The following is a 24,962-nucleotide window of genomic DNA, read 5'->3' on the forward strand; positions in this document are numbered from 1 at the left end:
AGCGCCGAGCAGGACGTGCTCGCCTACATGACCTTTCCCAGGCAGCACTGGACCAAGCTTCACAGCACAAACCCCATCGAACGTCTCAACGGCGAGATCAAACGACGGACAGAGGTCGTCGGCATCTTTCCCAACGATGACGCAATCGTCAGACTCGTCGGGGCGCTGCTGCTCGAACAAAATGACGAGTGGGCCGTCCAGCGGTCCCGCTACATGACACTTGAGACCATCGCCACGATGAGCGATGATCCGCTCATCAGCCTGCCAGCGGCAAGCTGACACGTTCCCGGCTCTGTCCGGAAGGCACGGCGAGCGCCGAAGCTACACCACGCCCTGGGACACGATCCCTACGGACGGCTGGCGGCCCGGCGACGAAAGGCGAACCGGAAGCGTCCGGTGCAGCTGACGATGGCCGGCGGGAAGGGCATCTTGGCGTGAGGCGCAGCCAGTTGGCGTGCCCTGGCGTCGGCTCACAGGGGCACCGACGAGGCGATCGGCAGTGGCTGGACCGGTCGATGGAGGACAAGCCGGGTTGCCTCCGGAGGCGGCGGGAGGACCGGAGGAGGGCGATCTCGGCGGGGCCCATCACAGGCGGTCGGTCGGCCGAAGCAAGCAATCGGATTCCCCGCTGATACCGCCCGGCGCAACAAAACCGTCGCCGCCGGGCTTTCGCGGCGAAGACCGGCCGACTATCATAAGCTCTCAATCAGCAAGCACGGCCGTTCCGTCTGGCGGGATCGGGCCTGTCTCTTCGTCGCGAGGATACCGCCGTTGTCCGTCAGCCCCATCTCCGTGAGCCGCCCGCTCGACGCCGTCGACCCAGTGTGGGCGCGCGTCCGTCTGGAAGCCGCCGCCGTCGTCGAGAATGAACCGGCGCTCGGCGGCTTCATGCACCTCACCGTGCTCGACCACACGCGCCTCGAGGACGCGGTGATCCAGCGCGTCGCCGACCGGCTCGGCAACACCACCGTTCTCTCGGCGATGATCGCCCAGGCCTTCCGCGAGGCGGTGGCCGACGACCCCGGCATCGCCGCCGCCTTCCGCTCCGATATCGTCGCCTTCGAGGATCGCGATCCGGCCTGCGATCGCTTCATCGAGCCGCTGCTCTATTACAAGGGCTATCACGCCATCGAGGCGCACCGGCTCGCCCACTGGCTGTGGCACCGCGGCCGGCGTGACCTGTCGCTCTACCTGCAGAGCCGGTCGTCGGAGGTGTTCCAGGTCGACATCAATCCCGGCGCCCGGCTGGGGCGCGGCCTGTTCTTCGACCATGCCACCGGCATCGTCATCGGCGAGACGGCGGTGGTGGAGGACGACGTGTCGCTGCTCCAGAACGTCACGCTCGGCGGCACCGGCAAGGAGAGCGGCGACCGCCATCCCAAGATCCGCCACGGCGTGATGATCGGCGCCGGCTCGAAGATCCTCGGCAACATCGAGGTCGGCGCCTGCTCGCGCGTCGCCGCCGGCTCGGTGGTGCTGAAGCCGGTGCCGGCCGGCACCACGGTGGCCGGCGTGCCGGCGCGGGTGATCGGCGAGGCTGGCTGCGCCGACCCGGCCCATTCCATGGAGCAGCGGCTGCCGGAGGGCGGCGAAGGCTGAGGACGGCGCGTGGACAACGGCCGGCCGCTGCAACCTCTCGCCCGTTCGCGGGTTTCCTTGCCAGGCGCTCCGTGCCAGAACAGGCCGACGCCGGCGACTCGCCGCCGATCGGCCCGCCGGCCCTCAGACTGGAGACACCACCTTGACCAAAGACGAAATCGCCCGCGTCGAAAAATTCCTGCGCAAGACGCTGCAATCGCCGACCATCAGCGTGCGGGTGCGGCCGCGCAAGACCGACTCGGCCGAGGTCTATGTCGGCGAGGAGTTTATCGGCGTCGTCTACGAGGATGACGAGGACGACGAGAAGTCGTTCAATTTCCAGATGGCGATCCTCGCCGAGGATCTCGCCGGCTGACCAGGCTTGCGCCGGCGCCTGGACGGCTCAGGCCGTGACGCCGAAGGACAGGAGCAGCACGCGCACGCCGCTCTTGATGCCCGCCCAGTCGGCGAGCAGGCCCTTGCGGAAGCGGATCTGTACCGACAGGTCATGGCCGGCGTGGATCTCGGTGAGGCAGGAGGCGGGATAGTCGCTGTCGTCTGGCGCCGTGCAATGCGTGGTGAACGGATTTGTCGACCCCGCCTCGAAGAACACCTCCTCGCCGCTGAGGCCCGATTCCTCGGACATGCGGTGGCCAACCAGACCGGCCGGCGCCGGGATCGACCCTTCCTCGAAGAAATGCTGGTAGACGTTGATCAGCCGGCCGACGCTGTCGGTCGGCGTGTCGCGCCGGCGGACGGTGAGGAAGACGACCGGCGCGTCGGCGCTCAGGTCGAGGAAGTCCTTGCGGAAGGCGCGCGTGTAGCCGGCCATTTCCGGGAAATGCACGGCAAGGTCGACCCGGTCGTGCGGGCCGACGTTCCGCTGGTCGGGAAAGCGGAACATGTTGGCGGGGATCACCAGCCGCTGGTCGCCGATGAACAGCGCCACCGGCGTCGGATCGGTCGAGCGGCCGTCGCGGCCGTCGAGATCGGCCGACAGGCCGATCAGCAGGTTCACCAGCATGACGCCGCCGGCCAGCAGGAAGGACGTCAGGATGGCGCGCAGGAACCAGGCCGTCGCGCTGGTGCGGCGGCGGGCCGGGCGCCGCGGCGGACGCAGCAGGCTTTCGTCCGGGTATGCCGCATAGTGGGTCACGACCGCCTCCCGATTTGAGACAGGGGCCTGCCGGCTGTCGCCGACCCGGCCCCGATGCACCGCCGAACCCCGCCTGTTCCGCCGCCCGGCCCGTTCCGTGCCGGCGCGGCCCGTCCCTTGCGACGCAGAAAGCGGATCCGTGCTCATTGTTTCATTTCGGATCAGGGTTAAGGCGGGGTTAACAGCGATGGACGGCGAGATTCTGGCAACCTGTTTTTCGATCATGTTGGGCTTCGTTCTGGCGGGCCTTTTGTCGTCGCTCTACCAACTGGTGACCTCGAAGCCGGCCCGCTTCGAGATGCAGGCGGAGACGATCGTCCTCGGCATCGCCCAGACCTTCCTGATCATGTTCGCCGGCCCGGCCATCCTGATGCGCAACGCCATCCGCGGCCGGCGCATCGAGCATCGCAATGTCGGCTGGCTGGTGGCCTCGACGGCGATCGCCGGCGCCTGGAGCCTCTGTTCGGGCGTGATGCTGCTGCCCTTCTTCGTCGTGGTCGCCCAGGCCATTGGCTGAGGCGATCGGACGAAGCTAAAGCTCTGTCGGCCGGGAAAGATTTCCGAAACGTTTCAGTCCTAGAGTGACGACCCGTGCTTGTTGACAGGGCGCCAGGGACATGCCGCGTTTCGGCTGGAAAAGGGCAGACGGGGGATCGAAGCGCCGCCACGAGGTGGCGGCATGAACGTCCTCGCCCTCCTGCGTTTCCGCAAAGCGGACATCCTGCGGCGGGCGGTCAATCTCCTGCCCATCCTGTTCGCCGCCATTCTGCTGGTATTCGCCGAGAACTCGGCCATCGAGGCCTACCGCACCTTCCAGCGCATCGAGGCGTCGAACGCCAGCGAGGCCATCCGGGCCGGCCGCGACATCGGCGACCAGGCCAAGCTGGTCGAGATGTCGCGCCGCAAGCTCGGCAACCGGCTGATCCTCGGTTTCACGGCGGACGACGCGAACGACATGCGCGCGGCGCTGGCCGGCCTGCTCGCCACCATCGACAACGCCCGGCCGGCCTTCATCCTGCCGGCCGACGCGGCGCTGATCTCGCAGATCGACAGCATCGCCGAGCTGGCGGCCGGGCTGGAGACCGCCTTCGCGGGCGTCCATCCCGACGACACGACCATCCTCAACGCCCTCGACGGCGATCTCCGGCGGCTGTCGGAGAAGTTCCGCCTGTTGCAGGAGAACATGAGCGAGCAGGGCACGCGCTACATCGCCTTGCAGGGTGAGACGCTGGCGGCCAGCTATTCGGCGATGCTGAAGCTGTCCATCGCCATGGTCGGCGCCATCGCCTCGATGCTGGCGCTCCTGGTGCTCAACCGTCGCGCCACCTGGCAGGCCAATTATCGCGCCGACCACGACGTCACCACCGGCGTGCTCAATCGCCGCGCCTTCGAGCGCTGGATCGAGGGCATCCACTTCGATCCGCATACATCCAAGGCGGTGATGGTGTTCGACCTCGACAACTTCAAGGAGGTCAACGACGAGCTGGGCCACATGGCCGGCGACCACGTGCTGAAGGCTTTCGTCGCCAACCTCGTCGCCTCCTTTGGTCAGGATGCGCTGGTGGTGCGCTGGGGCGGCGACGAGTTCGTGGCGGTGGTGTCCACCGACGGCCTCGTCGAGGCTGGCGCCGTGACGCTGCTGCGCGCCTCCTTCGCGCGGCTGCAGACGGCGGTGCGCTTCGGCGACACCGACATCGAGGTGCGTTGCTCGGGCGGCGCCGCCGTCTGGCCTACCGACAGCCGCGACTTCCACGAGGTGCTGCAACTCGCCGACCTCGCGCTCTACAAGGCGAAATCGCGCGGCAAGTCGCGCCTCCAGTTCTACGACACCGACATTCTCAACGAGCGCCACAAGGTGCTGGCGCTGCGCGAGCGGCTGAGGGCGGCGCTGCGCGACGGCGAACTCAGTCTGCACTGGCAGCCGCAGGTGGACGTGACGCGCGGCTACGTGCCGTCGGCCGAGGCGCTGATCCGCTGGACCGACCGGGAGACCGGCCGCATGATCCCGCCCGGCGAGTTCATCCCGGCCGCCGAGGCATCCGACCTGATCATCGAGATCGACAACTTCGTCATCGAGGAGGCGGTGCGCACCGCCGCCCGCTGGGCAACTCTCTGGCAGTATCCGCCGATCGTCGCCGTCAACGTGTCGGCGGCGCATTTTCAGCGGCGCGAGTTCGTCGGTCAGGTGCGAGACATCCTGCGCCGCCACAATCTCGGCCCCGACCGGCTGGAGCTGGAGATCACCGAGGGCGTCATTCTCGGCGACAACATCGAGGTGACGCGCAACCTCAAGGGTCTCGAAGCGCTGGGCGTCCACATCGCCCTCGACGACTTCGGCACCGGCTATTCCAACATCGCCTATCTGGCGCAACTGAAGCCGGACCGGCTGAAGATCGACCAGGCGTTCATCGCCGCGCTGTCGGGCAATCCGCAGATGGAATCGCTGGTGTCGGCGATCATCGGCATCGGCAGGGCGATCGACTGCGAGGTGGTGGCCGAGGGCGTCGAGACCGTCGAGCAGCTCGATCTGGTGCAGCGCCTCGGCTGCTGCCTGGTGCAGGGCTACTATTTCGCCAAGCCGATGCCCGACGACGATTTCCAGGCATGGCGCGAGGCCAACTATCCGGACGCCGCCGTGTCGGTGACCCATCTCCGCCGGCTCGGCGACCGGCTGGCAAGGGCCGGCGAGGCGCTGTGACGCCGGCCGCCGTACCGGTGGCGGCAGGCGGCGGCGCGATATATGCTGAGACCCCATCCCCAAGGCATTTTCGGTGAGATCAGCTTCGCCGGAGATGCTTTATCTATTTATTTCGATGCAATTCCGGACGCAAAACGGTTCCCGCTTTTGCCGGAGTTGCTCCAGACCGGAGCTGTATCATGGCCGCCTGGCCCACCGAAATCCGCCTCGCCGCCGACAAGCGGTCGCTCGCCGTGTCCTTCGAGGACGGCGCGTCCTTCTCCATCCCGGCCGAACTCCTCAGGGTGAACTCGCCGTCGGCCGAGGTGCAGGGCCACGCGCCGAGCCAGCGCGTCACGGTGGCCGGCAAGAAGGACGTCCGCATCACCGCCGTCGAGCCGGTCGGCTCCTATGCCGTGAAGCTGGTGTTCGACGACGGCCACGACAGCGGCCTCTACACCTGGAAAATCCTCTACGAGGCCGGTCGGGACCAGGAAGCGCAGTTCGCGGCCTATCTCGCCGAACTCGAGAAGAAGGGCCTCAAGCGCTGATCCTGGCCTGCTGAAAAGACGAACGCCGCCGCGGCATGCCGCGACGGCGTCTTGCGTTCCGGTCCTGATGGATCAGCGGACGACGACGACCTTGGTGCCGACGCCGACGCGCTCGTAGAGGTCGGCGACGTCGTCATTGGTCATGCGGATGCAGCCCGACGACACCGCCTGACCGATGGTCCACGGCTCAGCCGTGCCGTGGATGCGGTAGATGGTCGAGCCGATGTACATGGCGCGGGCGCCGAGCGGGTTGTCCGGGCCGCCGGGCATGAAGTAGGGCAGCTTCGGCTGGCGCTTGCGCATGGCCGGCGGCGGCGTCCAGCCGGGCCACTCGGCCTTGCGGGTGATGTGGTGCTCGCCCGACCAGGTGAAGCCGGGACGGCCGACGCCGATGCCGTATTTCATCGCCTGACCTTCGCCCACCACGTAGTAGAGGCGACGCTCGGTGGTGTTGACGATGATCGTGCCGCGGCCATAGGGGCCGGCGTAGTCGATCAGCTCCTTCTTGATCGGGCTTTCCATCGAGCGCGCCGAAGGCCGCCGGACGATGGTCTGGAAGCTGTTGGTGGCGGGGTCCCAGAAGCGGACGGTTTCCTCTTCGGCGCGGGCGATGCCCGCGTTCAGCGACCCGGCCATGAGAGCGGCGGCCGCAAGCAGAAACATCTTTCTCATCATCGTGAAAGAACCGGTGTCCAGTAGGTTGGAAGGGAGTGTCGCAACAAGACTGCCGCTCGGCCCAGAATCCCGCGCCGAACCCGAAATCGACAGAACGACGATGCAGAGTGCGCCGCCGTCCTTCAAGCGCTTATACGCGCTGCACCGTAGCCGGTTCCGCCTTCCAGCCGCTTTGTTGCCACAATGCAACGGTCGCGCTGCGGTTTTGGTTAACGGAGCATGAACACTCACACCGTGAGCTGCTGTCCCAGCTCGACGACGCGGTTGGAGGGCAGGCGATAGAAGTCGGTGGCGTTGGCCGCCATGCGGGTCAGCGAGATGAACAGGCGATTCTGCCACACCGGCATCGGCGACTGCGGGCTCGGCTTGAACGAGCGGCGGTTGAGGAAGAACGACGTCGCCATGATGTCGAACTTGATGCCCTGCCGGCGGCACTCGGCCAGCGCCCGCGGCACGTTGGGCGTCTCCATGTAGCCGAAGGTCAGCTCGACCAGCACGAAGTCGTCCGACAGCGGCTCGATCTTGACGCGCTGGTCGTCCGGATAGCGCGGCGTCGTCGCCACGTGCACGGTCATGATGATGTTCTTGGCGTGCAGGACGTTGTTGTGCTTGAGGTTGTGCAGGAGGGCGCTCGGCGCGATGTCCGGGTCGGAGGTCAGGAACACGGCCGTGCCGTTCACCCGCACCGGATGCGACTTGCCCAGCATCTTCAGGAGGTCGGAGAGCGGGATGTTCTCGCGGTGCGACTTCTCGTAGACCAGTTCGCTGCCGCGCACCCAGGTCCACATGCAGGTGGCGACGCAGACGGCCAGCGTCAGCGGCAGGTAGCCGCCGTCGAACACCTTGAGGAGGTTGGCCGACAGGAAGACGATCTCCATGGAGAGGAACGGCGCCACGATGGCGACGGCCACCCAGATCGGCCACTTCCACACCTTCCAGACCACGATGAAGGCCAGCATCGACGACATCACCATCTCGCCGGTGACCGAGATGCCGTAGGCCGAGGCCAGCGCGCTCGACGAGCGGAAGAACACCACCAGGGCGAGGATGCCGATCAGCAGCATCCAGTTGATGCGCGGCAGGTAGATCTGGCCGGCCTGCGTCTCGGAGGTATGGCGGCTTTCGATGCGGGGGATCAGGCCGAGCTGCACCGCCTGCTGGGTGAGCGAGAAGGCGCCGGTGATCACCGCCTGGCTGGCGATGATGGTGGCGATGGTGGCGAGCAGGATGAACGGGATCCGCACCGGCTGCGGCACCATCAGGAAGAACGGGTTCTCCAGCGCCGCCGGGTGGGAGAGCACCAGCGCGCCCTGGCCGAGATAGTTGAGCGCCAGCGCCGGGAACACCAGCGTCAGCCAGGCGAGCTGGATCGGCCGCCGGCCGAAGTGGCCCATGTCGGCGTAGAGCGCCTCGGCGCCGGTGACGGCGAGGAACACCGAGCCGATCACCACCAGCGCCAGGAAGCCGTGGCTGATCATGAAGCTGAGCGCCGAGGTGGGCAGGAGGGCGTAGAGGATGGCCGGATCGTCGTTGACGTGCATCAGGCCGAGCAGGCCGAGGCAGATGAACCACACAGCGGTGATCGGCCCGAACCAGGTGGCGACGCGGCCGGTGCCGAGGCTCTGGATGGCGAACAGCAGGATCAGGATGACAATCGTCAGCGGCACCACATAGTGGGAGAAGGCCGGCGCCACCACGTTCAGGCCCTCGACGGCCGACAGCACCGAGATGGCCGGGGTGATCACCGCGTCGCCGAAGAACATCGAGGCGCCGAGAATGCCGATGATCAGCGCGAAGCCGCCGCGCCGGCCGAGGGCGCCGCGCACCAGCGCCACCAGCGACAGCGTGCCGCCTTCGCCCTTGTTGTCGGCATACATCAGGAACAGGACGTATTTCAGCGTCACCACCAGCGTCAGCGTCCAGATCAGCAGCGACACCACGCCGGTCACCTCGGCGCGGGTCAGCCCGTCGGAGGCGGTGTGGTGCAGCGCCTCGCGGAAGGCGTAGAGCGGGCTGGTGCCGATGTCGCCGTAGACGACGCCGACCGAGCCGACGGCAAGGCCGAACGTCGAGCCGGCATGCGGCTGTTCTCCGGTGACCGGCTCGTCGGCTGATGGGGGATGGGCGTTCGTCTTGCTGGCTTTTGTTTTGGCGTCGTTCATGTAGAACCGTCGCGGGGATCGGACGTCGGTGACGTCGGCTCGATCCGGCGGCGTGGAGATAGCGGAATATACGCAACTCCGCAAGCACAGCCACCGGGCGAGGCCGCCGCTGATAAATGCAGGTTTTCGGGGCTTGCCTCGGGTTTCATCCGTCCATCCGCGCTGCCATTCGGTTGGCTCCGAGGCAAGCCCTTGACGCAGAACGCGCCGTGGCGAATGAGGTTCCATTTTGCCGGGCGATGCTCTAGAAAGCGCGGCATGCCCGCCGCCGGTTTGTCCTCCTCGATGTGCCGCCGGCGGGCCTTTCTCGACCGGATGCCGCCCATGTCCCTTGTCCCCATTCTGCTCGTCGCCGTCGGCGGCGCCTTCGGATCGGTCTGCCGCTATCTGGTCGGCGTCGGCGCCAGCCGGCTGCTCGGACCGGACTTCCCGTTCGGCACGATGATCGTCAACATCGTCGGCTCGTTCATCATGGGCGCATTCATCGAACTGCTGGCGCTGCGTTTCGACGGCTCGGAGGGGCTCCGGCTGTTCGTGGCGGTCGGCATCCTCGGCGGCTTCACCACGCTATCGTCCTTCTCGCTCGACACCATCGTGCTGTTCGAGCGCGGGGCCATCGCCGCCACCGCCGTCTACGTCGCCGGCTCGATCGTGCTGTCGCTGGCAGCGCTGGTCGCCGGCCTCCATCTCGTGAGGGGCTTCGCATGACAGAGGAAACGTCCGGCGGGCCACGCGTCGAGATGATCGTCGTCGCCAAGGACGAGGCCGGCATGCGCCTCGACCGCTGGTTCAAGGAGCATTTCCCCGGCCTCGGCTTCGGCCATCTCCAGAAGCTGATCCGCTCGGGGCAGGTGCGCGTCGACGGCGGCCGGTGCAAGACCGAGCAGCGGCTCGGCGCCGGCCAGACGGTGCGCGTGCCGCCGCTGCAATACGGCGACGCCGCGACCGGCGGCGCTTCCTTCTTCGATGGCGGGGAGGGCGGCGCGCCGATGGCCCGGCCCAAGCAGGTGGCCTCGGCCAACGAGGCGGACTACCTGCGCTCGCTGCTGCTCTACGAGGACGAGCACGTCTTCGTCTTCAACAAACCGGCCGGCCTCGCCGTGCAGGGCGGCTCGGGCATGACGCGCCACATCGACGGCATGCTGGAGGCGCTGCGCGACAAGAAAGGCGTCAAGCCGCGCCTCGTGCACCGGCTCGACCGCGAGACCTCCGGCTGTCTCTTGGTCGCCCGTTCGCGCCTTGCCGCCGCGACGCTCGCCCGCACCTTCCAGACCCGCTCGGCCCGCAAGATCTACTGGGCGCTGGTGTACGGCCAGCCCAAGCCGGCGCAGGGCAAGATCTCAAGCTGGCTGAGGCGCGTGGCCGGTCCGGACGGCGACATGATGACGGTGGCCAAGCACGGCGAGCCGGATGCCCAGCACGCCGTTACCTATTATTCGATCGTCGAGAACTCGGCCGGCCGGCTGTCGTGGCTGACCATGAAGCCGACCACCGGCCGTACCCATCAGTTGCGCGTCCATTGCCAGGCGATGGGCCACCCGATCATCGGCGACCCCCGCTATTTCGACATCGAGAACTGGCAGCTGCCGGGCGGCATCCAGAACCGGCTGCATCTCCTGGCCCGCCGCCTGACCATTCCGCATCCGGCCGGCGGCGCGGTGATCGACGTCACCGCGCCGTTGCCGCCGCACATGCTGCAATCGTGGAATCTCCTCGGCTTCGAGGTGAGCGACAAGGCCGAGGAGAATCCGTCGTTCCCCGAGGATTGATTGGGAACGCGGCGCGGCCTCGACCCTTGCCGGACGGGTCGAAGGCGGTTCGGAGGAGCGCCGGCATCAGGTGGGGTGCCTGAAGCCGCCGCGCCGGGAGGAAAGATGAACGCCATGCTGGACCGGATGCGCATGATCCCGCTGATCGGCGCCATTCTCGCCATCGGCTTCCTGATCACCAATACGGTCAGCTATTTCATCGCCGTCGACACGGTGCGGCAGTCGATCGTCGAGACCGAGCTGCCGCTCACCGGCTCGAACATCTATTCGGAGATCCAGACCGATCTGGTACGGCCGATCCTGGTGTCGTCGCTGATGGCCAACGACACCTTCGTGCAGGACTGGCTGCATACCGGCGAACTCGATCTTACGGCGATCACCCGCTATCTCCAGCGCATCCAGCGCCAGTACAACGCCTTCACCGCCTTCCTGGTGTCGCGCGACACGCAGGCCTACTACCACTTCCGGGCGCCGCCGCGGCACCTGAAGCGCGACGACCCGGCCGACCGCTGGTTCTTCCGGTCAATCGAGGCGACGGCGCCTTATGAGGTCAACGTCGACATCAACAAGGAGCAGGACGACGCGCTGACGGTGTTCATCAACTACCGGGTGCTCGACCACGACGGCAAGATGATCGCGCTGACCGGCATCGGCCTCGACTTCCGGGCGGTGCGCAACATCGTGGCGCGCTACCGCGACCAGTTCAACCGCAACATCTACTTCGTCAACGGAGAGGGCGACATCATCGTCGCCACCGACGCCGACACGCCGGTCGGCGGGTCGATCCGCACCGCCGAGGGCCTCGCCGGCATCGCCGACCGCATCCTCGGCGAGGACAAGGGCGAGTATTCCTTCGAGCGCGGCGGCCGCACCATCCTGCTGTCGCACCGGCTGATCCCCGACCTCGGCTGGCGCGTCATGGTCGAGCAGGACGAGGCGGCGGCCATGCGGCCGCTGTGGCTCGGCTTCCTCGGCAACCTCGCCATCGGTCTCGTGGTGATCGCGCTGGCGCTGGCCGTGGTCTCCTTCGCCCTCGGCGTCTACCAGAAGCGACTCGCCGACCTCGCCTTCCGGGACGCGGCGACCGGCCTTGCCAACCGGCCCGGCTTCGAGGCCGAGATGGAGGCGCGGCTCCGGCGTCCGGCGCCGGCCGGGCCGCTCAACCTGATCCTGATGAACCTCGACGGCTTCGGCGCCTTCAACGACCGGTTCGGCCGGGCGGCGGGCGAGGCGGCGCTCGGCAAGGTCGGCCGGATCATCGCCGAGCTGGGCGGCGATACCGCCGTGGCGGCGCGCGTCGACGGCGACGGCTTTGCCATCCTCAAGGACGGCAGTGCCGAGGCGGTCGCCCGCTTCGCCGACAGCCTCGGCAAGGTGATCGGCGCCGAGACCTTCGGTGACGGCGGGCTGGCGCGGCTGACGGCCAGCATCGGCGTCACCACCCTCGCCGCCGGCGAGGGGCACGGCGCGGCGATGGAACGCGCCCACCGGGCGCTGCGCAAGGCCAAGGCGGCGGGCGGCGATCGCGTCTGCATGGCGTGAGCCGGCTCCGGCGCTTTTCGGGTGGCGCCGCCGCCCATCCCGTTGCCTTTACGCGACGTCCGGTGGAAAAGGGCTGGCGCTTCTGCCGGGTTTGTTCCAACGCCGCCGCATCGCAACGGGATTCGTCATGTCAGCCGCCCTGTCCGCCGCCGTCGAGGGTCTCCTGCTCGGGGCCAGCCTGATCATCGCCATCGGCGCGCAGAACGCCTTCGTGTTGCGCCAGGGGCTGGCCGCCCGCCACGTCGGGCCGATCGTCGCCATCTGCGCGCTGTCCGACGCCGTCCTGATCGTTGCCGGGGCGGCCGGCATCGGCAGCCTGGTCAACGCCTCGTCGGCGCTGTTCGCGCTGCTCGCTTTCGCCGGTGCCGCCTTCCTCGCCTGGTACGGCTGGGGCGCCGCCCGGCGGGCGCTGAAGCCCGGCGTGCTGGTGGCCGGCGGCGGCCCGGCCGGCACGCGGCGGGCGGCGGTGCTGACGGCGCTGGCGCTCACCTGGGCCAATCCGCACGTCTATCTCGACACGGTGGTGCTGCTGGGCGGCGTGTCCGGCCGCTACCCGCCCGACATCCGCGCCTTCTTCGCCGGCGGCGCCATGACGGCGTCGGTGATCTGGTTCACCTCGCTCGGCTATGGCGCCCGCCTGCTGCAGCCGGTGTTCGCCCGGCCGGCCGCCTGGCGCGTCCTCGACGCGATCATCGCGCTGGTGATGGTGACGCTCGCCCTGAAGCTCGCCGCCGAAGGCTGGCGGATGGCCTGACCGGGCGGAGAGCGCGGCAGCGATCGTTGAGTCTTTCCAATTCGTTGGGAACAATTGCCCGCGTCACGGGTTTAATCACGTTTGCGTCAATAGAATCTTCGACGACGAAGCAAGCGCCATATTCTCATCGTGTCTGATACAATGGTCTTACGATTACTTGTACGTATATTCCCTTAAAATTTTAAGTATGACTTAAAGAGATATGCGAAAGATGAATGACGATTAAGTATGATGTTCCTTGAACATCTTGGTGCAAGTGATATCTTTGCGGGGAGTGTTGCGTCGAACGAATTTTGGGAGGATGTGTCATGAACGTCACCGAAGTGTCCTTCGTCGCAGCGGCCGCCGCTGCCGCGAGCGGAAAGGCTTTGCCGGCCATCGGTCAGACGCCCGCCCGCTATGCCGGCCATGCCTTCGAGACCAGCGCCGACGCGCCGGACCGTCCGGGCGTCTTCGTCCTGACGACCGAGCTGTCCGGCCGCGCGCACCCGGTGTATGTCGGCGAGAGCGAATCGATGATCGTGGCCGTTTCGGCCATTCTCGATGCCAATCCGCTCTTGAAGCGGCTCACCGCCGGCGTGTTCTGGAAGGTGTCGCCGTTTTCCCTCGACCGCAGGCTCCTGGTGGGCGAACTGGTCGAGGAGTATCAGCCGCACTTCAACCTTGCCGCCGAGACCGAGAAGGCTGCGGAGCAACGGTCGTCCGAGCGGGAGGGTTGGGTGTCGGATCCGATCGAGCTGATCGCCCGCTTCTGAGAGACCGCTGAAAACGACGAAACGAAAGGCCCCGGACCGGAAGCGGTTCGGGGCCCTTTGTCGTGTCTGTCATTGTATCCGGACGTGAGGCCGGCGGTCAGCCTTCACCCGGCTGGGCGGCGAGGCGCATGTCGAGATACTGACCGCAATTGTCGATCAGTTCCTCGATCCGCTGGTCGAAGAAGTGGTTGGCGCCGTCGATGACCTTGTGATCGATGACGATGCCCTTCTGCGCTTTCAGCTTGTCGACCAGCGCCTGCACATCCTTCTGCGGCACCACCTTGTCGATGTCGCCGTGGATGATCAGGCCCGACGACGGGCAGGGGGCGAGGAAGGAGAAATCGTTGAGGTTGGCCGGCGGGGCGATCGAGATGAAGCCCTCGATCTCCGGACGGCGCATCAAGAGCTGCATGCCGATCCAGGCGCCGAAGTCGAAGCCGGCCACCCAGCAGAAGCGCGCCTCCGGATGGATCGACTGCACCCAGTCGAGCGCCGAGGCGGCGTCCGACAGCTCGCCCGAGCCGTGGTCGAACTGGCCCTGGCTGCGGCCGACGCCGCGGAAATTGAAGCGGAGGACGGCAAAGCCCCGCTCCTTGAACATGTAGAACAGGCGGTAGACCACCTGGTTGTTCATGGTGCCGCCGAATTCCGGATGCGGATGCAGAATCATGGCGATCGGTGCATTGCGCACGCTGGCCGGCTGGTAGCGGCCCTCGATGCGCCCGGCAGGGCCGTTGAAGATCACTTCGGGCATGTCGTCCTCGGTTTCGACCTTCCACCGCTTGGCCGCCGACGGGCCACCGCTGTCGCCGGCCGGGCCCGTCATATTGACGCGGAAGCGGTCTGGTCCTAGTTTTAGAAATTCTCAAAACTGATGCGAGCGGGACGCATCGTTTCAGCTCGTGCGTTTGCACTGGACCGGCGGCCCGTGCGGCGTCAAGAAAAATCGCATCCCGAGGGTTCGTCAGGCGGTCGGGCGCCGATCTGGCAGGCAACAGGCGGATGTTGTAGTGAACGCCGGATGCGGCCGATCGTTCCGGCCCGCCACCCGCAAATGGAAGAGGACATGGCCGAGGCGCGGCTCTATTTCGACTGGAATGCCGGTGCGCCGATCAAGGCGGCTGCCCGGTCGCGTCTTGTCGAGCTGCTCGGCCGGCCGGGCAACGGCTCGTCCGTGCATGCCGAGGGCCGGGCGGCGCGCGCGGCGCTGGAGACGGCCCGCCGCTCGATCGCCCGCCTGGTCGGCGCCGAGGCCAAGGGCGTCACCTTCTGTTCGGGCGGCACCGAAGCCGCCAATGCCGTGCTGACGCCTGAGTGGACGCTGTTCGGCAAGCCGTGCCGGCTCGACCGGCTGCTCGTTTCGGCCGTCGAGCATCCGGCGGTGGCGCGCGGCGGCCGCTTTCCGGAGGGCTGCGTCGAGGTCATCCCGGTCGACCGCAACGGCGTCGTCGACCTTGCGGCGCTGGAGCGGCGGCTCGCCGCGCTGTCGGCGGCCGGGATGCGGGCGCTCGTCTCGGTGATGGCCGCCAACAATGAGACCGGGGTGATCGAGCCGGTGGCCGACATCGCGCGTATCGGCCGGGCGCACGGCGCGCTCGTCCACTCCGATGCGGTGCAGGCGGCCGGCCGGCTGCCGCTCGACATCGAGACGCTTGGGCTGGACGTCTTGACGCTGTCGGCCCACAAGATCGGCGGCGGGCAGGGGGCGGGCGCCATCGTGCGCGGCCGCAACGGCTTCGGCTTTTCGCCCCTCGTCACCGGCGGCGGCCAGGAGTCATGGATGCGGGCCGGCACCGAGAACGTCGCCGCCGTTGCCGCCTTTGGCGTCGCCGCCGACGAAGCGCTGGCCGATCTCGGCCGAGCCAGCGAGATCGCCGCCCGGCGCGACCGGCTCGCGTCGATCATCCGCGAGATGGCCCCCGACGCGGTTGTCTTCGGCGAGGGAGCCGCCCGGCTCCCCAATACGCTCGCCTTCGCCGTGCCCGGCGTTGCCGCCGAGACGGCGGTGATCGCCTTCGACCTCGCCGGCGTGGCGCTGTCGTCGGGCTCTGCCTGTTCCTCGGGCAAGGTGACGGCAAGCCCGGTGCTGACCGCCATGGGCGTCGATCCGGCACTGGTCAGGGGCGGGCTGCGCGTCTCCATCGGGCCGGAGACCATCGACGACGAAATCGAGGCGTTTGCATTGCGGGCGCGCAACGTCCTTGCCGCTATGAAGAAACAACATGGGACCGCCGCGGCCTGAGTGTCTACCGGTCGCGGGCAAAAGCGACTACATAGAGGTGAGATTCCCACGGTCCTTGAAACCGCGTGGAAGGAGTGAGAGATGGCTGCAGTCAAGGAGACGGTCGATCAGGTTCTGTCGATCGACGTCGACAAGTACAAGTATGGCTTCGTCAGCGACATCGAGTCGGAGCTGGCGCCGAAGGGATTGAACGAGGACATCGTCCGCTTCATCTCGGCCAAGAAGGACGAACCGGAGTGGCTGACCGAATGGCGCCTTGAGGCTTATCGCCGCTGGCAGACCATGGAGGAGCCGACCTGGGCGCGCGTCGACTACCCGCCCATCGACTTCCAGGACCTCCACTATTACGCCGCCCCGAAGAAGACCCAGGGCCCGAAGAGCCTCGACGAGGTCGATCCGGCGCTGCTCGACACCTACAAGAAGCTCGGCATTCCGCTCAAGGAACAGGAGATCCTGGCCGGCGTCGAGCAGGGCCAGCGGCCGGTCGCCGTCGACGCGGTGTTCGACAGCGTCTCGGTGGTCACCACCTTCAAGGCCGAGCTTGCCAAGCACGGCGTCATCTTCTGCCCGATCTCGGAAGCGGTGCGGACGCACCCCGAGCTGGTGCGGAAGTATCTCGGCTCGGTGGTGCCGATCACCGACAACTTCTATGCGACGCTGAATTCGGCGGTGTTCTCCGACGGCTCCTTCGTCTACGTGCCGAAGGGCGTCCGCTGCCCGATGGAGCTTTCGACCTATTTCCGCATCAACGAGAAGAAGACCGGCCAGTTCGAGCGGACGCTGATCATCGCCGACGAGGGCGCCTACGTCTCCTATCTCGAAGGCTGCACGGCGCCGTCGCGCGACGAGAACCAGCTCCACGCCGCCGTGGTCGAGCTGATCGCCCTCGATGACGCCGAGATCAAGTATTCCACCGTCCAGAACTGGTATCCGGGCGACTCCGAGGGGACCGGCGGCGTCTTCAACTTCGTCACCAAGCGCGGCGACTGCCGCGGCAGGAACGCCAAGATCTCCTGGACGCAGGTGGAAACCGGCTCGGCCATCACCTGGAAATACCCGAGCTGCATCCTGAGGGGTGACAACTCGCGCGGCGAGTTCTACTCGATCGCCATTTCCAACGGCCGCCAGCAGGTCGACAGCGGCACCAAGATGATCCACCTCGGCAAGAACACCACGTCGAAGATCATCTCCAAGGGCATCTCGGCCGGCCGTTCCAGCAACACCTATCGCGGCCTGGTGTCGGTCGGCCGCAAGGCGTCGGGCGCCCGCAACTTCACCAACTGCGACAGCCTGCTGATCGGCAACAAGTGCGGCGCCCACACCGTGCCCTACATCGAGAGCAAGAACGCCTCGGCCATCGTCGAGCACGAAGCCACCACGTCGAAGATCTCCGACGATCAGATGTTCTACTGCCTGCAGCGCGGCCTGCCGCAGGAAGAAGCGATCGCCCTGATCGTCAACGGCTTCGTGAAAGACGTGCTGCAACAGCTGCCCATGGAATTCATGGTGGAGACGCAGAAGCTGATCGGCATCAGCCTCGAAGGCAGCGTCGGCTGACTTCGGGCGCGCCGCGACGCGCGCCCGCCTTTTCCGAAGACCCAAAACAAAGAGCCTCCGCCCGCGCGCGTCGAGGCCAACCGGACGACAGGACAGAACCATGCTCGAGATCAAGAACCTGCATGCCAAGATCGGCGACCGCGAGATCCTGAAGGGCCTCGACCTCACCGTGCGCCCCGGCGAGGTGCATGCCATCATGGGGCCGAACGGCGCCGGCAAGTCGACGCTCTCCTACATCCTGGCCGGCAAGGACGACTACGAGGTCACCGAGGGCGAGGTGCTGCTCAACGGTGAGTCGATCCTCGACCTCGAGCCCAACGAGCGCTCGGTGGCCGGCCTGTTCCTCGCCTTCCAATATCCGATCGAGATTCCCGGCGTTGCCACCATGACCTTCCTGAAGGCGGCGCTCAACGCCCACCGCAAGGCGCGCGGCGAGGCCGAGCTGACCACGCCGGAGTTCATGAAGCGGGTGAAGACGGTGGCCGAAAAGCTGAACATCAGCTCGGAGATGCTGAAGCGGCCGGTCAACGTCGGCTTCTCCGGCGGCGAGAAGAAGCGCGCCGAGATCATGCAGATGGCGCTGTTGCAGCCGTCGATCTGCATCCTCGACGAGACCGATTCCGGCCTCGACATCGACGCGCTGAAGGTGGTGGCCGAGGGCGTCAACGCCCTGCGCTCGCCCGATCGCGCCTTCGTGGTGATCACCCACTATCAGCGCCTGCTCGACCACATCGTGCCGGATATCGTGCACGTTCTCTCCGACGGCCGCATCGTCCGCACCGGCGGTCCGGAGCTGGCGCTCGACCTCGAAAAGAACGGTTACGCCGCCTATGTGGCGGACGCGGCTGCCTGAGGGGGATGATCATGGCTGCCACCCCCGCCCGCACGCCGGCCGAACAGGCGCTTGCCGCCCGCTACCCGGCCGAGAGGACGTCGCTGCCCGGAACGGCCGACGTCATTGCCATCCGCGATGCCGCCTTCGGTGGCATCGAAAAGACCGGCCTGCCGCACCGCCGCGTCGAGGACTGGAAATACACCGACCTGCGCGCCCGGCTGAAGACCTTCCCGCCGGCCGCCGGCCCGGCCGACGTGGCGCGCGTGCTGATCGCCCGGCCGGCCATGGAGGGCGACAAGGCCCGCCGCCTGGTGGTCGCCAACGGCCGCTACCGGCCGGAGCTGTCCGACCTCGAAAACCTTGAGGACGGCCTGGCCGTGTTCTCGCTGGCCAAGGCGCTGGAGGCCGGCGATGCCGCCGTGCTCGCCGCGCTGAAGCTCGACGAGGCAACCGCCGCCAACACGGCGGTGGCGCTCAACACCGCCTTCATGACCGACGGCCTGGTCATCACCGTCGCCGACGGCGCCGTCGTCGAGCGGCCGGTGGAGATCGTCCACATCGCCGAAGGCGAGCCCGCCGCTTCGACGGCAGTGCGCCATCTCGTCACCGTCGGCAGGGGCGCCAAGCTGACGCTGATCGAGACGGTGGAATCGCTCGACACGGTGGCCCACCATTCCAACATCATGACGGTGATCGAGGCGGGCGAGGAGGCGGACGTCGACCACATCCGCCTGCAACTCGAACCGGACGAGGCGGTCAGCATGACGACGCTGGTGGCCAGGATCGGCCGTCAGGCGACGTTCGACACCTTCAACGCGGCGCTCGGCGCCGGCCTTGCCCGGGCGCAGGTGTTCGCCGAGTTCGTCGGCCGCGACGCCGAGGCCGGCTTCCGCGGCATCACCATGCTCAGTGGCCGCCGCCATGCCGACACCACGCTGTCGCTGATCCACGGCGCCGAGAACTGCCGCAGCCGCGAACTCTACAAGGCGGTGATCGACGACGAGGCCCGCTCGGCCTTCGCCGGCCGCATCGCCGTGCCGGCCTTTGCCCAGAAGACCGATGCCCGCATGATGACGGCCTCGCTGCTCCTCTCAGAGGAGGCGGAAGCCTATGCCAAGCCGGAGCTGGAAATCTTCGCCGACGACGTCCAGTGCGGCCATGGCGCCACCTGCGGCGCCATCAACGAGGACCTGCTGTTCTATCTTCTGTCGCGCGGCATTGCCAAGGCCGAGGCCGAGAGCATGCTGATCCTCGCCTTCCTCGGCGAGGCGATCGACGAAATCCAGGACCAGGCGGTTCACGACGCCCTGATCCACCGGGTGGAAGCCTGGCTGAAGACAAGAGCATCCGCCCGCAAGGCCGGGGAACCCGCGGCGTGAGCCGGCCTCGCTGTCCGGTACGCCGGGCGGCGGGACAACAGAGAAGATGACGATGTCCGCTTCCTATGACGTCGAGGCCGTGCGCCGGGACTTTCCCATCCTCGCCGAGACGGTCTACGGCAAACCGCTGGTCTATCTCGACAACGGCGCCTCGGCGCAGAAGCCGCGCGCCGTGCTCGACCGGATGATGCACGCCTATACCCACGAGTATGCCAACGTACACCGGGGCCTGCATTATCTCTCCAACGCGGCGACCGAAGCCTACGAGGACGCCCGCGAGGCGGTGCGCGCCTTCCTCAACGCGCCGTCGGTCGAGGACATCGTGTTCACCCGCTCGTCGACCGAGGCAATCAACCTGGTGGCGGCGAGCTACGGCGGCATGGTGCTGGGCGAGGGCGACGAGGTGATCCTCTCCATCCTCGAACACCACTCCAACATCGTGCCGTGGAACTTCCACCGCGAGAGGAAGGGCGTCGTCATCAAGTGGGCGCCGGTCCGCGATGACGGCAGCTTCGACTTGCAGGCGTTCGAGGCGCTGTTCACGCCGCGGACGAAGATCGTCGCCATCACCCAGATGTCCAACGTCACCGGTACCATCGTGCCGATCGCCGAGGTGACGCGCATCGCCCATGCCCACGGCGCGGTGGTGCTGGTCGACGGCAGCCAGGGCGCCGTTCACCTGCCGGTCGACGTGCAGGCGCTCGACGCCGATTTCTACGTGCTGACCGGCCACAAGCTCTATGGCCCCACCGGCATCGGCGTGCTCTATGGCAAGCGGCACCTTCTCGAAGCCATGCCGCCCTGGCAGGGCGGCGGCGAGATGATCGACACCGTCACCACCGAGGGCGTCACCTACAACGAGCCGCCGCACCGCTTCGAGGCCGGCACGCCGCCGATCGTCCAGGCGATCGGCCTCGGCGCGGCGCTGCGCTACATGGAGGGGCTCGGCCGTGAGGCCATCCTCGCCCATGAGACCGACCTCCGGGACTATGCCATGCAGCGGCTCGGCGAGATGAACTCGATCCGCATCTACGGCACCACGCCGGAGAAGGGCGCCATCGTCGCCTTCTCGATGGCCGGGGCGCACGCCCACGACGTCGCCACCGTCATCGACCGCTCCGGCGTCGCCGTGCGCGCCGGTACCCACTGCGCCATGCCGCTGCTCGCCCGCTTCGGCGTGACGTCGACCTGCCGCGCCTCCTTCGCCCTCTACAACACGCGCGCCGAAGTCGACGCGCTGGTCGCGGCCCTCCGGAAGGCCGAGACTCTGTTCGGATGACCGCCATGACCGATCAAGCTGCCCAGTCCCCCAACCAGCCCGAGACCGCCGTCGGTTCGGCCATTCCGCCGGCGGAAATCGACCGCATCACCGACGACATCATCTCGGCGCTGAAGACCGTCTACGATCCGGAGATTCCGGCCGACATCTACGAACTCGGCCTCATCTACCGCATCGACATCGACGACGATCGTCTGGTCACCATCGACATGACGCTGACCGCCCCCGGTTGCCCGGTGGCCGGCGAAATGCCCGGCTGGGTGGAGAACGCCGTCGGCGTGGTGCCCGGCGTCTACGGCGTCAAGGTCAACATGGTGTTCGATCCGCCCTGGACGCCCGACCGGATGAGCGAGGAAGCGCAGATCGCCACCGATTGGTATTGAGGGCGCCGGGCAGGATCGAATCGGGCGCAGGGCCGGGTCGCCGGCATCGCTCCCGGCACCGGTGCGGGAGTCCGGCGAGGCTGTCCTGCGGCAAGGCGCTTGTCCGGTCGGCCTTTGCTCCCTATTTTCAGTCCATCCGTCCCGGCCTTGAACCGGGTCGCTTCCGAGGTTGATGACATGGCTCTCGCCAAGTTCGCCGTGATGACGCTGACCGAATCCGCCGCCGCCCGCGTGCGCGAGATCGTCGACAATGCCGAGGACGCCATCGGCGTCCGGCTCGGCATCAAGAACGGCGGCTGCGCCGGCATGTCCTATACGCTGAATCTCGCCCGCGAGGCGCAGGCCGGCGACGAGCGCGTCGAGGCGCACGGCGTCACCGTCTTCGTCGAGGCCAAGGCGGTGCTGTTCCTGCTGGGCACCGAGATGGATTTCGAGCAGACGCCGCTGCGCACCGGCTTCGTCTTCCGCAATCCCAACCAGGTCGGCGCCTGCGGCTGCGGCGAGAGCGTCAGCCTGAAGCCGGCGGAGCAACCGGCGGAAGCATAAGCTTTTCATTCCGGAGATATCCGAACATGACAAGGGGAGCGCGACGGTCGTCGCGCTCCCCTTGTCATGTTCGGGCTCATTTCCAGAGCTTGGGGCTCACCAGTTGTTGTGGTGGGCGCCGATCTCCTCGAGGATGCGGTCGACGTCTTCCTTGCGGCAGAGCTGGGTGCCCGGCATGATCACCGAGGCGCTGCCGGAGGCGACGCCGAGGCGGAAGGCGTCCTCGGGGATGAGGCCGGAGGCGAGGCCGTAGACCATGCCGCCGACGAAGCTGTCGCCGGCGCCGGAGGCACTCTTCACCTCGACCTCGGGGGCCTTCAGGAACAGGTGGTTGTCGGCGGTGACCAGCAGCGCGCCGTCGCCGCCCATGGTGATGGCGATCATCTTCACCTTGCCGGCGGCGATCAGCTCCTTGGCGGCGGGCACCATGTCGTCGACGGTCGGCAGCGGCCGGCCGACCAGCTTGGCGAACTCGCTCTCGGACGGCTTGAACAGGGTGATGCCGCCGCGTTCAAGAGCCAGCTCCAGCGGCTTGCCCGAGGTATCGAGCACCAGGCTGCCGCCGCGCTCCAGCACCAGGTCGGCGAGCTGGACGTAGAAGTTCTCGGGAATGCCGCGCGGCAGCGAGCCCGAGCCGACACACCAGTCCCATTCGAGATCCTTCAGCGCGTAGAGGCAGCGCTTCCACTCGATCTCGCTGACCTCGGGGCCCTCGGGAATGAAGCGGTATTCGAGGCCGGTCGACCGCTCGTAGACGAGATGGGCGACGCGGGTCGACTGGGCGATCGGGATGCGGCGGCGCGGAATGTTGCGGGCCGCCAGAAGCTCGTCGAACATCTGGCCGGTGGTGCCGCCCGACATGTAAAGGGCGATCGAACTGCCACCCAACTCCTGCACCACGCGGGTGACGTTGATGCCGCCGCCGCCGGGATCGTGCTGTTCGTTGGAGATGCGGATCTTGTGGGTGTGCCGGACGACGTCGGCCTCGGCCGTGTCATCGATGGACGGATTGAGTGTGAGCGTGACGATCGGTTTCATTGGTCGCTATTTCATCGCCCGTTCGTTGTTTCGTAACGGCCCGTTTCCAGACGCTTCCTAGCTTTCCCGCCGGCCCTTCTGCGCCTTGTTCGGCGTCTTTGCCGGTCCTGTCGGCGCGGGGCTTCCCCACTACGCCTTTTGGACTGGTTGTCGGTTTAACCCGGTTTCGCTACAAAAGCCATGTCGTAGATCAACTACGCTGCGGTGAACTGCATCTGTTTTCGAGATCGTGGTTTAGACGCAAGAAAATATGCAACCCATGGTTGCTTAGGCGTCCGTTGCGCTTCGTATCAGGATCGGTCCCCGCCTGTTTTTGCCTCGCCGCCGCCCGTCTGGGCGCCGCGAGATCCAGCCCCAATTCCCAACCTCCGGCTCTCCGTCGGCGCGCTGTTCTCCTCCGCGCCGCGGCTGCCTTGAAAGGGTTTGCTAGAACCGTTTCATTTCGAGCAAGCCCGTTCTTCATAGGTCTTGGCACAGCTAAGCCTTTTGTGCAAGCGCCGCGCTCCCGCCGAAGACCGAACGGACGGTAGCGGTAGTGCGCCCTCGCCGCAAGGGCGGTGTTCACCGGGGTCCGGGGCGGACCGGATGGCGCGTAAAGGCCGGCGCCTCAATGGCTTGCGTCGGATTCGCCCTCCGAGGACGACGCCCCCGCTCGCTCCCGGTCCGGCGCGCTTTTTGGCATCAAAGGCTCAAGAAAAAGCGGCCGCTGGCCGGCCAGCGACTTGCCCGGCCGGGCGCCGCCCTGTTATCTCACGGAAAGACCAGCCGATTCCCCGACGCGGGTCGGGGCGAATCCGTGAGACGACGGGGCGCCATGGAACAGCAGCAAGACCCGGTCATCGCCCGTCATCGCGACCTGGAGCGGATCGCCAACATGGCGCTCCGGGCCGGTCGGATCATGATGGAGAGCGGCGCCTCGGTATCGGTGGTGCATGCCGGCGTCGGCATGATCGCCCGCGGCTTCGGCGTCGAGGACGTCGGCATGCGCTCGGGCTATGCCTCGCTGGAAATCACCCTCCACGCCGGCGGCAACACCATCACCCGCATGATTCAGGTCGGCCGGCTCGGCGTCAATCACCGCCTGGACCAGGCGATCCGCCAGCTCGCCGTACGAGTGGCGCAGGGCGGCATGACCGTCGACGAGGTGGAGGCCGAGATCGGCCGGCTCGCCCGCGACACGCCGCGCCATCCGGCCTGGGTGGTGGCGGTGGCGGTCGGTATCGCCTGCGCCTCGTTCGGCCGGCTGCTCGGCGTCGACTGGCCGGCCTTCGCGGCGGTGCTGGTGGCGGGAACGGTGGGGCAGTACGTGCGCCACCAACTGCTGCACCAGGGCGTCAACGTGTTCATCGTCGCCGGCCTGATCGCCTTTCTCGCCGCGACGCTCGGCGGCATCGGCTCGATCCTCATCAAAAGCAACACCGTCAGCCTCGCCATGATGGCGTCGATCCTGCTTCTGGTTCCCGGCGTGCCCTCCACCAACGCCCAGACCGACATCATGGACGGCTACCCGACCATGGGCAGCGCCCGCGCCGTCTGGGTGCTGATGATCATGGTGTTCGCCTCGGTCGGCGTCTGGTTCGCCGAGGCGCTGCTCGGCCTGAGGACGCTCTGATGCTGGAACTCCTGCCGCACCTCCTGCACCAGGCCCTGTTCGGGGCGCTCGCCGCCGCCGGCTTCGGCGTGCTGTTCAACTTCGGCTTCCGGGCGCTGCCGTGGTGCGCCGCCGCCGGCGCGCTGGCGCTCGCCGTGCGCACCGTCGGCCAGGATCTCGCCTGGAGCCTCGAAGGCGCCTCCTTCGCGGCGGCCATCGTGACGAGTTGCTCGGTATCGGCGCTGAGGCGGCAGCTCGGCCCGGCCTGCAATGCCGTGGCTCTCTCCGGCTGCATCCCGATGGTGCCGGGCGCCTTCTTCGGGCAGGCGCTGCTCGGCTTCCTGTCGGTCACCGCGCCGAACCTCGTCGACGCCGAGACGACGCTGATCGTCGCCGTGCAGTCGCTCTTGAGGGTGATCTTCACCCTCGGGGCGATCGGCGCCGGCCTGCTGATTCCGGCCCATCTCCTCCGGAATCAGGATTTCTGACCGGG

Annotated in this window: 25 protein-coding genes; 20 read left to right on the top strand and 5 right to left on the bottom strand. The window is 67.3% G+C overall.

What is annotated here, in order from left to right:
• The 3 genes from H512_RS24675 to H512_RS0117610 all read left to right on the top strand — a co-directional run.
• On the top strand, nucleotides 1-279 hold a 279-nt coding region (locus H512_RS24675; protein WP_036792435.1), incomplete at its 5' end, for an IS256 family transposase.
• 492 nt (nucleotides 280-771) lie between these two features.
• Complete coding sequence (cysE, locus tag H512_RS0117605) at nucleotides 772-1,599, top strand: serine O-acetyltransferase (protein WP_036792448.1); 828 nt, start codon at nucleotides 772-774, stop codon at nucleotides 1,597-1,599.
• A gap of 142 nt (nucleotides 1,600-1,741) precedes the next feature.
• Nucleotides 1,742-1,954: a DUF3126 family protein gene (locus tag H512_RS0117610; RefSeq protein ID WP_026784572.1), complete on the top strand. Its 213-nt coding sequence runs from the start codon at nucleotides 1,742-1,744 to the stop codon at nucleotides 1,952-1,954.
• 27 nt (nucleotides 1,955-1,981) lie between these two features.
• Here H512_RS0117610 and H512_RS24680 read toward each other — a convergent pair whose 3' ends face one another.
• Nucleotides 1,982-2,734: a hypothetical protein gene (locus H512_RS24680; protein ID WP_053240012.1), complete on the bottom strand. Its 753-nt coding sequence runs from the start codon at nucleotides 2,732-2,734 to the stop codon at nucleotides 1,982-1,984.
• Between the two features lie 187 nt (nucleotides 2,735-2,921).
• Between H512_RS24680 and H512_RS0117620 the strand changes: the two genes are divergently transcribed.
• The 3 genes from H512_RS0117620 to H512_RS0117630 all read left to right on the top strand — a co-directional run bounded on the left by H512_RS0117620 (nucleotide 2,922) and on the right by H512_RS0117630 (nucleotide 5,962).
• A complete protein-coding gene (locus H512_RS0117620; RefSeq protein ID WP_026784573.1) occupies nucleotides 2,922-3,251 on the top strand; it encodes a DUF6949 family protein in 330 nt (109 codons plus the stop codon).
• Between the two features lie 162 nt (nucleotides 3,252-3,413).
• Entirely contained in the window at nucleotides 3,414-5,432 is a 2,019-nt protein-coding gene (locus tag H512_RS25975; protein ID WP_026784574.1) for a putative bifunctional diguanylate cyclase/phosphodiesterase, read from the top strand.
• A gap of 179 nt (nucleotides 5,433-5,611) precedes the next feature.
• On the top strand, nucleotides 5,612-5,962 hold the full coding sequence (locus tag H512_RS0117630) for a gamma-butyrobetaine hydroxylase family protein (protein WP_026784575.1): 351 nt from the start codon (nucleotides 5,612-5,614) through the stop codon (nucleotides 5,960-5,962).
• A gap of 72 nt (nucleotides 5,963-6,034) precedes the next feature.
• Here the strand turns inward: H512_RS0117630 and H512_RS0117635 are convergent, their stop codons facing one another.
• Complete coding sequence (locus H512_RS0117635) at nucleotides 6,035-6,625, bottom strand: L,D-transpeptidase (protein WP_245585446.1); 591 nt, start codon at nucleotides 6,623-6,625, stop codon at nucleotides 6,035-6,037.
• 239 nt (nucleotides 6,626-6,864) lie between these two features.
• The gene (locus H512_RS24690) at nucleotides 6,865-8,799 is read right to left on the bottom strand and encodes a potassium transporter Kup (protein WP_084798584.1); all 1,935 of its coding nucleotides are present in this window, start codon (nucleotides 8,797-8,799) and stop codon (nucleotides 6,865-6,867) included.
• A 324-nt stretch (nucleotides 8,800-9,123) separates the two neighbouring features.
• On the opposite strand from H512_RS24690, the gene crcB reads away from it, so the two are divergent.
• From crcB to H512_RS0117665, 5 genes are all read left to right on the top strand, one after another.
• Nucleotides 9,124-9,507 (top strand): fluoride efflux transporter CrcB, encoded by a 384-nt coding sequence (crcB, locus tag H512_RS0117645; RefSeq protein ID WP_026784577.1) that lies wholly within the window; start codon nucleotides 9,124-9,126, stop codon nucleotides 9,505-9,507.
• A complete protein-coding gene (locus H512_RS0117650) occupies nucleotides 9,504-10,568 on the top strand; it encodes an RluA family pseudouridine synthase (RefSeq protein ID WP_026784578.1) in 1,065 nt (354 codons plus the stop codon). The genes crcB and H512_RS0117650 overlap by 4 nt, the downstream gene beginning before the upstream one ends.
• Nucleotides 10,569-10,673: 105 nt before the next feature.
• On the top strand, nucleotides 10,674-12,110 hold the full coding sequence (locus tag H512_RS0117655) for a sensor domain-containing diguanylate cyclase (RefSeq protein WP_026784579.1): 1,437 nt from the start codon (nucleotides 10,674-10,676) through the stop codon (nucleotides 12,108-12,110).
• 127 nt (nucleotides 12,111-12,237) lie between these two features.
• Nucleotides 12,238-12,864 carry a LysE/ArgO family amino acid transporter gene (locus H512_RS0117660; protein ID WP_026784580.1) on the top strand — a complete coding sequence of 209 codons (627 nt, stop codon included), beginning with the start codon at nucleotides 12,238-12,240 and terminating at the stop codon, nucleotides 12,862-12,864.
• Between the two features lie 308 nt (nucleotides 12,865-13,172).
• Nucleotides 13,173-13,619 carry a hypothetical protein gene (locus tag H512_RS0117665; RefSeq protein ID WP_026784581.1) on the top strand — a complete coding sequence of 149 codons (447 nt, stop codon included), beginning with the start codon at nucleotides 13,173-13,175 and terminating at the stop codon, nucleotides 13,617-13,619.
• 97 nt (nucleotides 13,620-13,716) lie between these two features.
• Here H512_RS0117665 and H512_RS0117670 read toward each other — a convergent pair whose 3' ends face one another.
• Nucleotides 13,717-14,373 (bottom strand): alpha/beta hydrolase, encoded by a 657-nt coding sequence (locus tag H512_RS0117670; protein ID WP_026784582.1) that lies wholly within the window; start codon nucleotides 14,371-14,373, stop codon nucleotides 13,717-13,719.
• A gap of 312 nt (nucleotides 14,374-14,685) precedes the next feature.
• On the opposite strand from H512_RS0117670, the gene H512_RS0117675 reads away from it, so the two are divergent.
• The 7 genes from H512_RS0117675 to sufA all read left to right on the top strand — a co-directional run bounded on the left by H512_RS0117675 (nucleotide 14,686) and on the right by sufA (nucleotide 21,840).
• Nucleotides 14,686-15,861 (top strand): cysteine desulfurase family protein, encoded by a 1,176-nt coding sequence (locus H512_RS0117675; RefSeq protein ID WP_026784583.1) that lies wholly within the window; start codon nucleotides 14,686-14,688, stop codon nucleotides 15,859-15,861.
• Between the two features lie 81 nt (nucleotides 15,862-15,942).
• The gene (sufB, locus tag H512_RS0117680) at nucleotides 15,943-17,418 is read left to right on the top strand and encodes a Fe-S cluster assembly protein SufB (RefSeq protein ID WP_026784584.1); all 1,476 of its coding nucleotides are present in this window, start codon (nucleotides 15,943-15,945) and stop codon (nucleotides 17,416-17,418) included.
• A gap of 100 nt (nucleotides 17,419-17,518) precedes the next feature.
• On the top strand, nucleotides 17,519-18,271 hold the full coding sequence (gene sufC / locus H512_RS0117685; protein WP_026784585.1) for a Fe-S cluster assembly ATPase SufC: 753 nt from the start codon (nucleotides 17,519-17,521) through the stop codon (nucleotides 18,269-18,271).
• A gap of 11 nt (nucleotides 18,272-18,282) precedes the next feature.
• Nucleotides 18,283-19,632, top strand: coding sequence for a Fe-S cluster assembly protein SufD (gene sufD / locus H512_RS0117690; RefSeq protein WP_026784586.1), 1,350 nt, complete (start codon nucleotides 18,283-18,285; stop codon nucleotides 19,630-19,632).
• Between the two features lie 46 nt (nucleotides 19,633-19,678).
• Entirely contained in the window at nucleotides 19,679-20,911 is a 1,233-nt protein-coding gene (locus tag H512_RS0117695) for a cysteine desulfurase (RefSeq protein ID WP_026784587.1), read from the top strand.
• A gap of 5 nt (nucleotides 20,912-20,916) precedes the next feature.
• Nucleotides 20,917-21,294, top strand: coding sequence for an SUF system Fe-S cluster assembly protein (locus tag H512_RS0117700; protein WP_026784588.1), 378 nt, complete (start codon nucleotides 20,917-20,919; stop codon nucleotides 21,292-21,294).
• A gap of 177 nt (nucleotides 21,295-21,471) precedes the next feature.
• The gene (gene sufA / locus H512_RS0117705) at nucleotides 21,472-21,840 is read left to right on the top strand and encodes a Fe-S cluster assembly scaffold SufA (RefSeq protein ID WP_026784589.1); all 369 of its coding nucleotides are present in this window, start codon (nucleotides 21,472-21,474) and stop codon (nucleotides 21,838-21,840) included.
• Between the two features lie 96 nt (nucleotides 21,841-21,936).
• On the opposite strand, the gene H512_RS0117710 is transcribed toward sufA, so the two are convergent.
• A complete protein-coding gene (locus H512_RS0117710; protein ID WP_026784590.1) occupies nucleotides 21,937-22,878 on the bottom strand; it encodes a 1-phosphofructokinase family hexose kinase in 942 nt (313 codons plus the stop codon).
• 814 nt (nucleotides 22,879-23,692) lie between these two features.
• Here H512_RS0117710 and H512_RS0117715 point away from each other — a divergent pair.
• Together H512_RS0117715 and H512_RS0117720 are read left to right on the top strand one after the other, a co-directional pair.
• Nucleotides 23,693-24,490, top strand: a complete 798-nt coding sequence (locus H512_RS0117715; protein WP_026784591.1) for a threonine/serine exporter family protein — start codon at nucleotides 23,693-23,695, stop codon at nucleotides 24,488-24,490.
• The gene (locus H512_RS0117720; protein ID WP_026784592.1) at nucleotides 24,490-24,957 is read left to right on the top strand and encodes a threonine/serine exporter family protein; all 468 of its coding nucleotides are present in this window, start codon (nucleotides 24,490-24,492) and stop codon (nucleotides 24,955-24,957) included. The genes H512_RS0117715 and H512_RS0117720 overlap by 1 nt, the downstream gene beginning before the upstream one ends.
• Nucleotides 24,958-24,962: the final 5 nt, after the last annotated feature.

It is taken from the genome of Pleomorphomonas koreensis DSM 23070 (assembly GCF_000425185.1).
In the GTDB taxonomy this organism is placed as follows: domain Bacteria; phylum Pseudomonadota; class Alphaproteobacteria; order Rhizobiales; family Pleomorphomonadaceae; genus Pleomorphomonas; species Pleomorphomonas koreensis.

Excerpts from the sequence above, each read along its gene's own strand:
- H512_RS0117650 (WP_026784578.1), top strand. The coding sequence starts at position 9,504 with ATGACAGAGGAAACGTCCGGCGGGCCACGCGTCGAGATGATCGTCGTC.
- H512_RS0117675 (WP_026784583.1), top strand. The coding sequence starts at position 14,686 with ATGGCCGAGGCGCGGCTCTATTTCGACTGGAATGCCGGTGCGCCGATC.
- H512_RS25975 (WP_026784574.1), top strand. The coding sequence starts at position 3,414 with ATGAACGTCCTCGCCCTCCTGCGTTTCCGCAAAGCGGACATCCTGCGG.
- sufB (WP_026784584.1), top strand. The coding sequence starts at position 15,943 with ATGGCTGCAGTCAAGGAGACGGTCGATCAGGTTCTGTCGATCGACGTC.
- H512_RS0117620 (WP_026784573.1), top strand. The coding sequence starts at position 2,922 with ATGGACGGCGAGATTCTGGCAACCTGTTTTTCGATCATGTTGGGCTTC.
- sufD (WP_026784586.1), top strand. The coding sequence starts at position 18,283 with ATGGCTGCCACCCCCGCCCGCACGCCGGCCGAACAGGCGCTTGCCGCC.
- H512_RS0117635 (WP_245585446.1), bottom strand. The coding sequence starts at position 6,625 with ATGTTTCTGCTTGCGGCCGCCGCTCTCATGGCCGGGTCGCTGAACGCG.
- sufC (WP_026784585.1), top strand. The coding sequence starts at position 17,519 with ATGCTCGAGATCAAGAACCTGCATGCCAAGATCGGCGACCGCGAGATC.
- crcB (WP_026784577.1), top strand. The coding sequence starts at position 9,124 with ATGTCCCTTGTCCCCATTCTGCTCGTCGCCGTCGGCGGCGCCTTCGGA.
- H512_RS0117720 (WP_026784592.1), top strand. The coding sequence starts at position 24,490 with ATGCTGGAACTCCTGCCGCACCTCCTGCACCAGGCCCTGTTCGGGGCG.
- H512_RS0117710 (WP_026784590.1), bottom strand. The coding sequence starts at position 22,878 with ATGAAACCGATCGTCACGCTCACACTCAATCCGTCCATCGATGACACG.
- H512_RS0117670 (WP_026784582.1), bottom strand. The coding sequence starts at position 14,373 with ATGCCCGAAGTGATCTTCAACGGCCCTGCCGGGCGCATCGAGGGCCGC.
- H512_RS0117700 (WP_026784588.1), top strand. The coding sequence starts at position 20,917 with ATGACCGATCAAGCTGCCCAGTCCCCCAACCAGCCCGAGACCGCCGTC.
- H512_RS0117695 (WP_026784587.1), top strand. The coding sequence starts at position 19,679 with ATGACGATGTCCGCTTCCTATGACGTCGAGGCCGTGCGCCGGGACTTT.
- H512_RS0117630 (WP_026784575.1), top strand. The coding sequence starts at position 5,612 with ATGGCCGCCTGGCCCACCGAAATCCGCCTCGCCGCCGACAAGCGGTCG.
- H512_RS0117665 (WP_026784581.1), top strand. The coding sequence starts at position 13,173 with ATGAACGTCACCGAAGTGTCCTTCGTCGCAGCGGCCGCCGCTGCCGCG.
- H512_RS0117660 (WP_026784580.1), top strand. The coding sequence starts at position 12,238 with ATGTCAGCCGCCCTGTCCGCCGCCGTCGAGGGTCTCCTGCTCGGGGCC.
- sufA (WP_026784589.1), top strand. The coding sequence starts at position 21,472 with ATGGCTCTCGCCAAGTTCGCCGTGATGACGCTGACCGAATCCGCCGCC.
- H512_RS0117715 (WP_026784591.1), top strand. The coding sequence starts at position 23,693 with ATGGAACAGCAGCAAGACCCGGTCATCGCCCGTCATCGCGACCTGGAG.
- H512_RS24690 (WP_084798584.1), bottom strand. The coding sequence starts at position 8,799 with ATGAACGACGCCAAAACAAAAGCCAGCAAGACGAACGCCCATCCCCCA.
- H512_RS0117655 (WP_026784579.1), top strand. The coding sequence starts at position 10,674 with ATGAACGCCATGCTGGACCGGATGCGCATGATCCCGCTGATCGGCGCC.